The sequence below is a fragment of the Vibrio stylophorae genome (assembly GCF_921293875.1).
In the GTDB taxonomy this organism is placed as follows: Bacteria; Pseudomonadota; Gammaproteobacteria; order Enterobacterales; family Vibrionaceae; genus Vibrio_A; species Vibrio_A stylophorae.
This window is the reverse complement of the sequence record NZ_CAKLDI010000001.1, coordinates 1,072,120-1,085,031: the sequence shown is the minus strand read 5'-3', so window position 1 is coordinate 1,085,031 and position 12,912 is coordinate 1,072,120. Positions and strand designations below refer to the sequence as shown.

At 46.1% G+C, this 12,912-nt stretch carries 16 protein-coding genes; 5 read left to right on the top strand and 11 right to left on the bottom strand.

Annotated features, from left to right (window positions below):
* Nucleotides 1–2: 2 nt before the first annotated feature.
* The 4 genes from L9P36_RS04985 to L9P36_RS04970 all read right to left on the bottom strand — a co-directional run bounded on the left by L9P36_RS04985 (nt 3) and on the right by L9P36_RS04970 (nt 4,205).
* Nucleotides 3–1,403, bottom strand: coding sequence for a DUF6844 domain-containing protein (locus tag L9P36_RS04985; protein WP_237465422.1), 1,401 nt, complete (start codon nt 1,401–1,403; stop codon nt 3–5).
* A 26-nt stretch (nt 1,404–1,429) separates the two neighbouring features.
* Nucleotides 1,430–2,035, bottom strand: coding sequence for a penicillin-binding protein activator LpoB (gene lpoB / locus L9P36_RS04980; protein ID WP_237465421.1), 606 nt, complete (start codon nt 2,033–2,035; stop codon nt 1,430–1,432).
* A gap of 22 nt (nt 2,036–2,057) precedes the next feature.
* Nucleotides 2,058–3,449: a COG3014 family protein gene (locus L9P36_RS04975; protein ID WP_237465420.1), complete on the bottom strand. Its 1,392-nt coding sequence runs from the start codon at nt 3,447–3,449 to the stop codon at nt 2,058–2,060.
* A 336-nt stretch (nt 3,450–3,785) separates the two neighbouring features.
* On the bottom strand, nt 3,786–4,205 hold the full coding sequence (locus L9P36_RS04970) for a hypothetical protein (protein ID WP_237465419.1): 420 nt from the start codon (nt 4,203–4,205) through the stop codon (nt 3,786–3,788).
* A gap of 172 nt (nt 4,206–4,377) precedes the next feature.
* On the opposite strand from L9P36_RS04970, the gene L9P36_RS04965 reads away from it, so the two are divergent.
* Nucleotides 4,378–5,454 (top strand): AAA family ATPase, encoded by a 1,077-nt coding sequence (locus L9P36_RS04965; protein ID WP_237465418.1) that lies wholly within the window; start codon nt 4,378–4,380, stop codon nt 5,452–5,454.
* Nucleotides 5,441–5,716, top strand: coding sequence for a nitrogen fixation protein NifW (locus tag L9P36_RS04960; RefSeq protein WP_237465417.1), 276 nt, complete (start codon nt 5,441–5,443; stop codon nt 5,714–5,716). The genes L9P36_RS04965 and L9P36_RS04960 overlap by 14 nt, the downstream gene beginning before the upstream one ends.
* A gap of 4 nt (nt 5,717–5,720) precedes the next feature.
* Here L9P36_RS04960 and L9P36_RS04955 read toward each other — a convergent pair whose 3' ends face one another.
* From L9P36_RS04955 to L9P36_RS04945, 3 genes are all read right to left on the bottom strand, one after another.
* A complete protein-coding gene (locus tag L9P36_RS04955) occupies nt 5,721–6,095 on the bottom strand; it encodes a VOC family protein (protein ID WP_237465416.1) in 375 nt (124 codons plus the stop codon).
* Nucleotides 6,096–6,174: 79 nt separating this feature from the next.
* On the bottom strand, nt 6,175–6,624 hold the full coding sequence (locus L9P36_RS04950; protein WP_237465415.1) for a GNAT family N-acetyltransferase: 450 nt from the start codon (nt 6,622–6,624) through the stop codon (nt 6,175–6,177).
* 94 nt (nt 6,625–6,718) lie between these two features.
* On the bottom strand, nt 6,719–7,438 hold the full coding sequence (locus tag L9P36_RS04945) for a class I SAM-dependent methyltransferase (RefSeq protein WP_237465413.1): 720 nt from the start codon (nt 7,436–7,438) through the stop codon (nt 6,719–6,721).
* A 230-nt stretch (nt 7,439–7,668) separates the two neighbouring features.
* Between L9P36_RS04945 and L9P36_RS04940 the strand changes: the two genes are divergently transcribed.
* Complete coding sequence (locus L9P36_RS04940) at nt 7,669–8,184, top strand: lactoylglutathione lyase family protein (protein ID WP_237465411.1); 516 nt, start codon at nt 7,669–7,671, stop codon at nt 8,182–8,184.
* 42 nt (nt 8,185–8,226) lie between these two features.
* Here L9P36_RS04940 and L9P36_RS04935 read toward each other — a convergent pair whose 3' ends face one another.
* Entirely contained in the window at nt 8,227–8,424 is a 198-nt protein-coding gene (locus L9P36_RS04935) for a hypothetical protein (protein WP_237465410.1), read from the bottom strand.
* Between the two features lie 108 nt (nt 8,425–8,532).
* Between L9P36_RS04935 and L9P36_RS04930 the strand changes: the two genes are divergently transcribed.
* The gene (locus L9P36_RS04930) at nt 8,533–9,681 is read left to right on the top strand and encodes a hypothetical protein (RefSeq protein ID WP_237465408.1); all 1,149 of its coding nucleotides are present in this window, start codon (nt 8,533–8,535) and stop codon (nt 9,679–9,681) included.
* Between the two features lie 65 nt (nt 9,682–9,746).
* Here the strand turns inward: L9P36_RS04930 and L9P36_RS04925 are convergent, their stop codons facing one another.
* Together L9P36_RS04925 and L9P36_RS04920 are read right to left on the bottom strand one after the other, a co-directional pair.
* Entirely contained in the window at nt 9,747–10,184 is a 438-nt protein-coding gene (locus tag L9P36_RS04925) for a hypothetical protein (RefSeq protein WP_237465406.1), read from the bottom strand.
* A gap of 274 nt (nt 10,185–10,458) precedes the next feature.
* Nucleotides 10,459–11,373, bottom strand: a complete 915-nt coding sequence (locus L9P36_RS04920) for a LysR family transcriptional regulator (protein ID WP_237465404.1) — start codon at nt 11,371–11,373, stop codon at nt 10,459–10,461.
* A 105-nt stretch (nt 11,374–11,478) separates the two neighbouring features.
* Between L9P36_RS04920 and L9P36_RS04915 the strand changes: the two genes are divergently transcribed.
* Nucleotides 11,479–11,904, top strand: coding sequence for a PACE efflux transporter (locus tag L9P36_RS04915; RefSeq protein ID WP_237465402.1), 426 nt, complete (start codon nt 11,479–11,481; stop codon nt 11,902–11,904).
* A 99-nt stretch (nt 11,905–12,003) separates the two neighbouring features.
* On the opposite strand, the gene aqpZ is transcribed toward L9P36_RS04915, so the two are convergent.
* The gene (aqpZ, locus tag L9P36_RS04910; protein WP_237465400.1) at nt 12,004–12,702 is read right to left on the bottom strand and encodes an aquaporin Z; all 699 of its coding nucleotides are present in this window, start codon (nt 12,700–12,702) and stop codon (nt 12,004–12,006) included.
* Between the last annotated feature and the right edge of the window lie 210 nt (nt 12,703–12,912).

Sequence of the window (12,912 nt, the reverse complement as noted above, 5' to 3'; positions counted from 1 at the left end):
CCTTAAAAATCATTCACGTTAATGTCACCACCCGTACTATAAAGCGGCTGATTGGTATCACTTTCAAATGTTGAAGATGCCGCTTTGGGTTGCGCTTCGGTCATCTCATCGGCACGCTTGCCTTCTTGAATTTCAGTGAAAGCTTGTGCTGTTTGCGGATGCCACACAAGGACAACACCCACCATTTCTTGGCCAGATTCTGGGTGTTTTTGACGCCATTCACCCATCATGCGAACGCCTTTTAACCCCTTGATGCTAGAAGTCATTTTTGAGCTTCTATCAACCAGCTGCTGAATCTGATCTTCTGCCTCAACATCCTTAGATGTAACCGAGTCACGGCCAAGTTTTTCCGTTAGGCGCATAGTGCTGCTAATTCGCTTTGCTGACGTTTCATCAGTCAACTCACCGTGCAAATTAATCACCGATGAGAGCGTACTCCAAGCTGAGTTTTCAGCCATAATTTGCGCCACTTTACGCTCACGATCGCGTTTACGTTCATTGGTCGCATATTTCACGCCCCATTGGCCAAATGCCAATACCATCGGATAGCCCTTGCTATCGCGCATCACCATCGTGCCAAAGCGCAATGGCTTGTTTGGCATATCATGGAAATAGCGGTACAAGTTTTTAGTTTGCGGATTAGCAGCGCTAGGTTTAGGCAACACATCGCCATTTGAACTTAAAATATCTTGCATCAGGTCACGCTGTTTGGCCGAAATCGTCATCACGACACCAACAGTCCCTTTGCCTGATTCGTCATATTGCTCAAAGACCTGCTGAACAACCAAGCCAGAAAGATCACCTGCCGCTTTACGAAGTGAGTTCATCGTAAAGGCTTCTCGCACCACCTCTTCTCGTTTCGATGGCGGCATCGCACGGTAATCTTCAACAGAAACACCATAACCACGGAGCAAACTATTGAGTTTGGCATCGGCAAGCATCATGGATTTTTCTACCAAGCTTGAAATAAAACCTGGATCTTCAAAGTCAGCCGCTGTTGGCGCAGGTAGATCGGCGTGATCCATAAACTCTTTGATCACCTCGTGACCAAACTCTTCCAGCATCCCATTTAAATAACTTTCACGCGCAGCCTGAATCGCTTCATTCATCGCAATCGCACGGTGAACAGCCCATGCGCTATTATCTTTGGTCACAGAAATTTTGCCTGTGCCCTGCAAAAAGACCACATCCTCTTTACCTGCGGCAATCAGTCTATCGGTCTGATTCATCACATATTCAGCCATGCCCTCTTTGACTACCGACTCAGTATCAGCAGTGGCAGGTTTCGCTTGAACATATTCATTTGATACTGCAGGTAGCGCCTCTTCAGCGACTGCTGAAAAATTCACCGAGAAAATTGACCCAGCAATCAGTGTCGCCAGCAAGCGTTTCTTAAAATTCATCATGGATTCCTTATTATTTTTATGGATTACCAGCTAACCGTTTCACCTGAAGTGACTTTACCGATGACCCGCTCACCTTCCCAAAATGCGACCCCATACTCCAAGTTGGTTAAGGTCAACTGAAAATAATATTCAATGCGGGTTTGGCCATTATCTAACATCGTATCGCGCTGAATGATTTTGCCGATTAGGCTGTAATCTGGAATCACCACACCATCTTTTTTCAAACGGGTGCGTTTATTGGTCGTTGGTGATTTATCCAAAGTGCGAAAATCACGCGTCGCGCCATCTTCGCCATAGGCTGTCGTCATCGCGAACTTGCCTGATTGCAGCATTTTCACACGCAATGTTTTGGTGAGCTGATCAGTATCAAATTGCTGCATCGTGTCGTTAGTCACATCCCCCACATAAACAATTGCACGGGCGCCATTGGCTTTCGCAAGGCCTGGTGTTGCAATGAGTTCATCTGCCATTTCCGTTGCTGCTTTATGAAAGTCAGCATATGACAAAGATGCAGCGACATGCTGTTGTGTGTCACTTGCATCGATATAAGCCGTTGAGGGAGACATCATCGATTGACAACCACTCAGGAGTGCACTGGCAAACAGTGCAGCCAAGGCTGTTTTTTTCATTCATTTATCCTTCAAAAATGGATTAGAGATTGATCACTGAGACATGCGGTTTCACTTTTTTCGTGGCAGCTGAAACCCAAATAATATGTCGGTTATATTGCGGATCGAGTGAGATAGGTAGGTGGTAATCACCAATATTCAGGGTGATTTGATCGTTCGTTTTATCGATTCGAGTGACTTGAAACTGACTGGGTAATGCCGTAAATGAGCGTGTATCTGCACCGGTCGTTGCCGCGCTATAAATTGCGCCAGCACCTTCAAACCACTCATTTTTTTGCGCGAGTAATGTTTGCCCAGCCGTTTTAGCGATTAAGCGCACCACTTCACGGGTTAAAATCAAAGGAAATGATTGATCGTACTCAGCCGCAATAATTCTATCCATATCGCTGAGTATGTCGGTTTTTTGCCCTTCAACTTCTAAGTATGGATAGGCGATTCCGCGTGAATGCAGACGCGGCAGCGCAGCGCCTGCATAGGAAATGTCGCCACCCAGTAAAAACAAAGGCAAGTCAACGCGCTTTTCCTCTTTCACAAGCGATTGACCATTTTCAAAGATCACCCAAATTTTATTTTTCACGGCCTGCTGTGGATGCTTTTGCATCTGTTTGGCAAGCGCGAGATCCGCTGCGACTGCCGAAGATCCAGTCATGCCATAAACACGCTCAAGTGCTTTTACAGCACGTTTAAAATCAGAGCGGTCTTGGCCATAAAGAAGATAAAATAATGCCTGTGAGTAACTCACAAAGGGATTGGTATAGCCCTGATAGGGTTGCCAGCGTTTCGTCATCATGCCCGCATCTTTCAATGCATATTGCATATTCTCTGACGTTACAGTTTGCTCAACGCTGCTGCCAAAGCCGCTCTCTTTAAGCTCAGCTTTTTGTTTGGCAATTTGCTCTTGAAAATAGTGTACGGCGCGACTCTCGCGAGTGTACGCACGATTCAATTCGATTCGCGCTTTCGCTTTGTCGCCAAGGGCTAAGTAATTCCATGCTTTCATGGTATTCACCAAAACCCCTTCATAATGGGCATGGTGATAAGGCAGCACAGAATCATTGACGGCTATTGCTGCAGCGGTATTCGTTCCTTCACTGAGCCAACTTTCAGTGTCGAGCTGGCGCATTAAACGTTCAGAGGCATCGAGCACCGCCGTTGAATCACGATACTGACCAACCTTTTGTAGCGTCGCCCCCGCTTGTAAGCCCCACAATAAATCTGAGACTTGAGCCGCTGAGCCTGATTGCGATGGGTGAAAATCGGCTAATTGCGTCGCATATTTTGCAGCATTATTTAATTCACCAGTGGCTATATATTCATTGTATTGTGAGAGTTCATCTGTGGAATTAAGAATTGAGCAAGCAGTTAACGAAATCGATAAAACAGATATAAAAACCAATTTTATAAAGTGTCGCATTTTTCTGTCGATTTAATATTTTTCACAATGTTACATTTATTATGAACAGAAATCCATACAGACATATTTGTTTGTATTGACATAAACCAAAAACGCACAACATATAACCACCACTTGCTCACGCGGCAGTCAATATCACTAGCAAACAGCCCAAAATGAATGACCACCCATAGATGAATAATTCAAATAAACCACCCTCGGTAAAAAAACAAATATTGCTACATTTACATAACAAAATAGTTATATAAATAAGCCCTCAATATATCCTCGCGCCGCAAACAAAAAACAAAAAAAGGCGCCATTTGGCACCTCTTTTAAGCTCAGCAATCACTCTGTCTATTCGACTGGCGGTATACCGCGTTTCAACGCTTCAACAAACACATCGTAACTGGTCTTTGAGACAAAATAGTAAGCCTTATTATTACTATCAGCTGCGATATAAGCCGTGGCTTTATCCACCATTTCGCCCGTCATGGGATCGCGCGCAAAATGGTATTGATCGTCTTTCGTCAGTAGCTCTTCACACATGTCGCAGCAGCCATAATAGGTTTTATTGTCACCCATCACAGGGATCTGCGGCTGACCAAAATAGGTATCATTCACCATACACACCAATTCACTGGGAACAGGACGAAGTGGCGCGCTTTGGTGGGTAAATTCAGCACTTGGCGAAAACCAAGTACGCAAAACCCAAGTGCTGATCACTGCCGTACTGACGCAAACTAAAATCAGCAGCATCCAAGGTTTTAATTTCATTGTTATCTCCGCATTGTCCGCAGGGCGCAATGCACTTTGTTGCACAAAATTTACAGCCGCGCATTGTATGGATTTCCCTGTTACATGCAATCCATTTTCAGATAACATGGCCCGCCGTTACGTAACAAAAAGTAACACAGGCGATCACCAAAGTTTGCTGTAAAATAATGCCATGAATCTACCTCAACAATGCCAGCAAATCCTGCCCATTTTACGCCGCGCCGATCCTTTGCCACTGAATGTGTTATGGGCAAAGATGCAGCCGTGGCTCGCGCAGCTACATCCAACTTTTACCGGCACGCCAGAGCCAACATCGCTTCACATTGCGCGCTGGCAAGCCTGTGAGCAAATGCTGCTCACACAATGTGATAGCACTGATGACTGCGGGCTGATTCGCCTCGCGCTACTCTTACGTCTGCCCTTTTCACTTTGCCGAGGGGTCGATTTTGCAGCGCGCAATTACTACGCCTTGCGTTTACCTATGCTTGGACTGCCATTGTTGCAGCAACAACAACTGCTCGGGCTCATCAGCTTTGTCCACCTAGGCCGCCACGCTTGGCAGCGCCACCAGCGGCAAATTGTGCAAGCGGCGCAAATCGAAGTGCCGCTTCATTGGCTGGCCCCGCTCAGTGCTTTTGACAATGCCAAACCGCTTTCGCTGCGCCCTAAGCACGCTCAATCAATGACAGACATATCCGTAAAAGACACATCCGCAAAAGACACCGCCACAAAAACAGCATCTCAGCTTCGCGATGGTTTTTATATCAGCTGCGGCATCAGTGGCAGCGGGAAATCGACATGGATTGAAAATCAGTATCCCCAAGCAACACGGATTAGCTTAGATTTGATTCGAGAGGAGATTCATGGCGACAGACGCCAACAAGGCGAATTTGAGCGTGTATTTGCGCTGGCTCAGACACGCCTTCAGCAGGCACTGTTAAATGATGACATCGTAATTTGGGATGCCACCAATTTGCGTATCGCCCATCGCCAGCATTTATATCAGATGGCGCAGCAAGCCAAACGCGCGACAACCTTAATGCTATTTCAATTGCCGCTTCATCAAATCGCGCAGCAAAATCAAACAAGAATCTACGCAGTTCCGGAGCAAGTCTGGCAACGGCAAGTGATGCAAATACAATGGCCACTTTACAATGAAGCGCCATCAACCCAAATCATTGGCAGTACAGTGCACAATGCGCGTCATCAAATCCTATGGCAAAGTGAGCCCGTCAATGAGCCAAAATGAGATTGAGCAAATCATTGCCCGTTTTACACAAATTGAGCAAGCCATGGATTATTTTGAGATTGGCTATGATCGCCGCTTTATTGAAGAACATGGTGAGGCGCTGGCCAAGCGCTTTCGCGGCAATTTGATTTTAAAACCGCCGCAAGATTGGTTTGAGGCTAGGCGCGCACTAAAAAACGCCTATTGTAAAATTCAGCGCAGTCTGCTGGATAAACACACACGCTCAGCTTGCCGTGGCTGCACCACTTGCCAGCGCCGCTAATCATTTAGTCCGCAGACGTTGTGGACACTGCTTTTTCGCACTGAGCACTGGGTTCAAGGGGCCAACTGGCCAATATCGCAGGCCATGCCTCTAAAATTTCCTGCACTTGATGTTCCGCATGAAAATGCTCCCATACAATGCCATTCACATCAGATTCTTGGCGAAATTCCGTGGCATTGGCATCTTCCCAGCCCAAATGGCGCAGCTGTCCTGACTCGCTTTCTGCCACACGTCGCACCGACAAATTCAGGCTCTCAGTACGCCACAATGCATATTCACCTTCAATATATAGCTCAGGCGATTGACCCAAACGCTGGTTGTAATCATCGACGCTGGCTTCGATATCATGGCTTCCCAGAGCAAGGTGTAATTTTTTCATGGCCGCATACTCCTTTTGATAACAAACGGCAGTTTCCTTCACCGTCCATCCACGGTTCAACCGAACCCATGCGCGCTAGTTATCGCCGTAATTGCAGCCGCATAGGCACATAGCGAATCCCTTGATACGTGGCTTCTGGCCCCGTTTTTTGAAAGCCTAGGGATTGATAAAATCCAAGCGCATTGATTGATGAACGAAGTGAAATTTGATTCGATCGGGCATGCGCGCACAATGCATTGAGTAGCTGCCGCCCCACACCACGTCTTTGCCATGATAGTGCCACAAAGAGATGACTCAGATAGTGTCCATCGCGCAAAGCTGCGAAACCCATCAGATCCTGGCCCTGACTCATTTTCACAATGAGATATCGCGCATCCTCAAAGATCGATGCCATCTCCTCTTGCATAAAGCGCAGATAAGCGCTGCGACCCTGCAAGGTTAAATCGGGCAAAATGCTTTGCGTGGAAACCTGTTCAACGAGCATCTGTATGGATGCGGCATCTGCCTGGCTCGCGCGCTCAATTTGCATGCCACCATCCTTCACATTCAAAATCGCTTCTCCCGTCCCCCATTCAACGACAGTTTGGTACTCAGCCTACTTAGGCTCGCTTCTTGGGCACGCCTTAGAGCAGCGGCTGATACTGATAACGTGAATAATATATTTCGGCCTCAATTTGATGCGTCGCTGCATGCTGATGGAGCACGGCCACCATGGCATCAAAGGGGTCCTCTTGGCCAAACTTCTCCGATAACGCCTCATAACGCGCAGTCGATGACAACAATACATGAGCAATTTCTTGTGCGCTCACCGGTAACGCAACCTTGCTTTGTGCGATGTCTATCGCTTGAAACGATGGGCAATCATCAAAATTAATCGCATGGTCATAATCAATCTGTACGCGATTGAGCGCAATATCAAAGAGCGCCAAATAGACGTCAAGATTCACCTCAAAATCGTAGGCCAGCACCACAGCTTGTGGCTTGAGAACACGCACTAACTCAGTGACCAAAGCGGGTGATTTTGCATAAAACAAAGAGCCTGCAAAGGTGACCAAATCCACGCTTTGCTCTGGCAAATCAATCTGCTCACCGCAACCGACTCGGTATTCAATATTCGAATCGCCATGCGCCTTTGCAATCATCGCCTCACTTGGGTCAATCGCAATGATTTTGCGGTAATAGGGCTGCAAGGCGCGGCTCGAGACCCCAGTGCCACAACCAATATCTAATCCCAAAGTTACCGCAGGCATGGACGCGAGCGCTTTTGCCAAAATCAATTGATGCAGTGGCGGGCGATATGCTGCGTAGTGGCGAGAGATCACATCATTATATTCTTCACTCATCTTCATTCTCTATTTTGCTGATTCAATACCGACGGGGTTAAACCGCTAGGCACTGAAAGTGCCATATCCTACTTATTTTCTGAGAGATAAACGCCAACCACACCCGCAGCTTTGAACATTCAAGGCGATAGATTTATTACAAATAATTATCAAATTAAGAATAAATGATAATTTTTTATAGGTTTTGTCTTTGGCTACACTTGCCTTGTTCTCGATTGGAGGTGCTTAAGATGACACAGACAAACCCAACCTACCCACGCAGCTTTTCTCATATCGGTATTTCAGTTCCGAACCTAGAAGCGGCGGTCAAATTTTATACTGAAGTGCTTGGCTGGTATTTAATTATGCCACCCACAGAGATCATCGAAGATGACTCAGCCATTGGCGAAATGTGTACCGATGTCTTTGGCGCTGGCTGGGCGCGTTTTCGTATTGCTCACCTTTCCACGGGCGATCGCATTGGCGTTGAACTCTTTGAGTTTGATAACCAAGAAAACCCTGAAAACAACTTTGAATACTGGAAAACCGGCATCTTCCACTTCTGTGTACAAGATCCAGATGTTGAAGGCTTGGCTGAAAAAATTGTCGCGGCTGGCGGTAAAAAACGCATGAAAGCACCGCGCTATTACTATCCAGGCGAAAAACCTTATCGCATGATCTATATGGAAGACCCATTTGGTAACATTCTGGAGATCTATTCACACAGCTATGAGTTGCACTACAGCAGTGGCGCATATACTGGTTAACTAAAATTAGGCACCTTAGCGCAGCATGTGAGGTGCCTACTTTTATCTCACTTTATTTTTCTTTTTCTTCTCTGGAAAGTCTTCACATCTATCCTCAAGACCCATTTCTACAAGTGTCTCAAACCCCATTTCAAATATCATCGCAGAAAAAACACCTTCATATTCCCCCAGCGGATACAGCTTCGCTTTATTCAACTTTTCTCTCTTAACGAATTGATTTGGAAAATATTTCGCTGTCATTACAGTGATTTTTTCGAGCTGAACTCACTTTTGATAAAACTAAACAAATCCAATGAAAACAAAATGATAAGTTACCGAAAATTTCACTCAAACACGGATAAGTTCGCGATGAACATCAGTTCAACACTATCATCTGCAGCCCTTGCAGCTGCAACCGCAGTGCTGCTCAGTGCTTGCGGCGCTAGCACCAGCTCTTATATTGCGTTCCTTGAGCCACAACTCAGCGTCGGTGAGCCACAAGCGATGACTGCTGTGCTCAATGCCAAACTCACGGTCACAGGCAGCAGCGCGCCAAACCTCACAGGGACCCAATTGGTACTCACTCGAGATAACCAACGTCGTATTAGCGATGATATGCGTTTTAAAAACATGCTATTGCGCTGGGCGAATGCTCAAACCAGTGACTTTATCGATATGAAGCGTGGACGTGCTCAGCTTGCAGATGATATTGCCAAGACCTATCGCAACTGCGGCATCCATAGTTGTGATGATTTTCAATTTAACTGGGCACCTGAGCCAGAGGATGAGCAAGGCGACAACGCCATGCCAGAAGAGCCTGTTGAGCAATGTCCGGTGCGCCTAAGCAAAGAAAATTATGTGGTGAAAAAAACAGGCCAACAAAAAGAGATTGCTGGCATGCGCACCGATGGGTATTTGGTCGAGTGGCATACGGAATCTAAGGATAACGCAGGCAATAAAGACACCAGTATTTTGCGCATTCATGTATGGACGACACAGCCAACTCAAACGATGAATGAAGCCTGGAAAGTACATCAAGCCTTTACCGATAATTACCTTGCGAAGACGGGCGATAATAACGATTTATCACGCATTATTGGTGAAGATGGCTATCGCGCACTCAGCGCTTTTTCAGGGGATACCCAACATCGCGACAGCAACACCTACAATCGCTATACACGAGAGCTGCGTAAAATTAAGGGCTATCCACTGCAAATCGATATGGCTTGGTATGTCAATCAAACCACCTGCCCTGAGCAAAACCAACCAACCGATAACAGCGAGCAAAGTGCGCCAACTGATATTGAAGGCGTCGCTGTCGATTTTCTCGGCGGGCTTGCACAAGATGCCATGGGCTTGAATGAAACCGATCCCAACGCTTGGAAAACAACCCCCGTATTTCAATATATCTATGAAGTCACCAATGTTCGCATGATGCCAGTAGCCGATGCGCTTTTAGAAGTTCCAGCGGATTACACCAAGGTGGTCGCGGATAAGGGGAATACTGCGAAAAAATAGCGAGCTGAGGCTTCACTATTTTAAATGAAACAAAAAAACAGGCCTTACGGCCTGTTTTTATTTCATTATTTGGCAGAAAGAACAATTTTACAGAATGCGTCAATGACAGCGTCTTTGGACGTTGATACACCGCCGCCAATCGCAAAAGAAACAAATACATCAACACCACCTTTTTGTGGTTCAACCATCACATTCAGTGGTGCCGTTTCGCCCTCACCAAATGAGACGGCTTGACTCGCATTGATAATCCCCATCTCTTTATTTGCATTCACAATGTTCCAGCCTTCCATTGCTAAATGCTTATACACTTTTTGATACGCTTTATTTTTCGATGTTCCTGAAACGAATCCGGTCGTTTTAAATTGGCGTCCAGTGATAAAGCTGCCTTCTACCGTTAGATTCTTAGCACAAGGCCGTGGATCATTTTTAGCCACCTGCTGTGACCCAGTCGACATACACCCACTCAGCAATAGAGCACCTACAACAAACAACACCTTTCTCATTGATAATCCCTTCATGATGAAATTGAACAGGGTAACCGTTCTAAAGAATGCCTATTCTAATATTTCAATGAGTTATGATTCATATGCATAATTTCGCATTTCCACGAAACATCATATTTTTTTGATTTAACTGATCCTGTGTTGCAGCAATATCAACGTAACCTGCTCTTAAATATACAACCGTTCAACCAACTATTTACTCCCACGAAAATCCACAAATCGTGTAGTAAAACAAAATAGGTAAAACGTTTTATTTGCTTCATAGGGACAACAATTATTTCTTATGACTCTGCTTTTGCCAGTGATCATGTTCAAAACGATATTGTTGCAACTGTGCCAGCAGGTGGCGGAGCACTGGTCCGTTGACGCAGCGACGCGAAATCGAGCAGCCGACATGGGTCAACCAGCCATCTCTTTCATGTACCACAGGTAAGCGCACCAATTTTTTCTGACTCAGTAACTTTTTCGCATGGCGCTCTGGCACATTGGCCCAGCCCACATTTTGCACCACCAAAGCAACCACATTTTCATGGGAGTTGGCATACCATTTGGCATTACTAATGGCGTAGGTAAACCATAATTCATGGTGCTGAGCATCCCGATGTACACATTGCCGATAGCGTTTTAAATCGCTATCGGTCACCTGCGCAAACTGAGCAAGAGGATGCTGCGGCGCACTAATGTTGACGAATTTGGCTTGCCCCAATAAAAAGAAGTCCACCGCATCTTTTAGATCGCCACCCACATAGTGAATGCCAATTTGCGCCCGCCCCTGACGCACCATCTCATCAACTTCAAAGGTTGATGCACTGACCAAATCAAAATCAGTATTAGGGAAATGCGCTGCTAAATCAGCAAATAGAGCGATCAAGCTATCATCAACCAAGCTTTCGTCCACGGCAATCACCAGCTCTTGCTCATGATCGCTCGCGATGGATTCTATTTTTTGCTCAAAATAATGCTGCTGGTGCAAAATCGCCCGCACCACAGGCAATAGCGCACGGCCACTCACCGTCAGCTCGGGTTTGTTCTTATCGCGATGAAAAAGCTGCTGATCAATCTCTATCTCTAAATTAGCCACCGCCTGACTAACACCAGATTGTGCACGTTTCAGTTTTCTCGCTGCTGCAGAAAAAGAGCCGCATTCGCACACAGTCACAAATATTTTTAATTGCTCTAGGGTATACATGGACGCTCACCCATCACTTTTCGTGATAGCTGTTAACATTGTGTTTTCGTTATTCTCCGTATAATCAGCGCCCCAAATCAATCAAAATCTTTCTGGAGAACATTCATGAGTGTGGCTGAGCGAATATTTCATGCTGTGCTATTTGAAATTTTAGCGATCACTTTTTCCATCATTGCGCTGATCCTCTTCACCGATCAACCTGTTGCTGTGCTATCAGGAACTATGATAACCATCGCAACCATCGCAATGATTTGGAACTACTTTTTTAATTTGGTATTCGATCGTTTTTTTCCAGGTGAGAAAACCCTGCGCCCTTTAAAGCTGCGCATCTTTCACGTTGTTTTATTTGAAGCCGGTTTAATCTGCTTTACGGTGCCAGTCTTTGCCTATGCCCTTAAAACATCATTGCTGCATGCTTTTTTGATGGATTTAAGCATGACTATCTTTATCACCTGTTATGCCTTTGTCTTTAATTTGCTTTACGACCACCTACGCGCCCTGCTGATTCGACGCGTATTTTCACCAGCCTAATAACTGTTGATGTTCCAAGTACAGCGAATCATGCCAATCTACATCCAACAAAAAGCGGGCTGAGCCCGCTTTTTGTTTTCCCTTCAATCAAGACAAGTATCAGCTGGCTTGATCTTTACCGGCCATGCAGTTGTAAATCAGCGCACCGATGATGCCGCCGACAATGGGCGCAAGCCAAAAGAGCCAAAGCTGACTCACAGCCCAATCGCCCATATAAACTGCAACCCCAGTACTACGCGCAGGGTTCACAGAGGTGTTGGTGACAGGAATCGAGATCAGGTGAATCAGGGTTAAACACAAACCAATGGCTAAGGGCGCAAATCCTTGCGGCGCACGTGAATCCGTCGAGCCCATAATCACAATTAAAAACATCGCGGTCATGACGATTTCGCAAACCAAAGCGGCAAGCAATGAATATTGTCCCGGAGAATGCTCACCATACCCATTGGCGGCAAAGCCAGACGCTTTCAAATCAAACCCAGCTTGGCCTGTGGCAATCAAATAAAGCACGCCACCAGCCACAATCCCCCCCACAACCTGCGCCAAGATATAGGGCAGCACTTCCTTGCCGTCAAATCGGCCGCCAAGCCATAAACCGACGGTAATCGCGGGATTTAAATGACAACCTGAAATATGGCCAATGGCATAGGCCATGGTGACCACAGTTAAACCAAAAGCCAGCGCAACGCCTAAAAAACCGATGCCTAAATCTGGCACCCCAGCAGCGAGCACTGCACTACCACAGCCGCCGAGCACCAGCCAAAATGTACCAAAACCTTCTGCGAGTAACTTGTTCATCGCGTACTTTCCTCTTTGAGTTCCACTCGCTGAACTTAGTCGACAACACGCATTTTTGCTGGCTTTTCATTGAGAGTCAGAGGCGACCATGGAAATTTTCTCGCTTTTTGAGCGCATACCTTAGCTTGCTAAGCATCATGCGCTACCTAAGCGAAGCCTTACACTCTCACTGATATCGTTTTTTATTTCTCGGGATCCATCACACCTTGG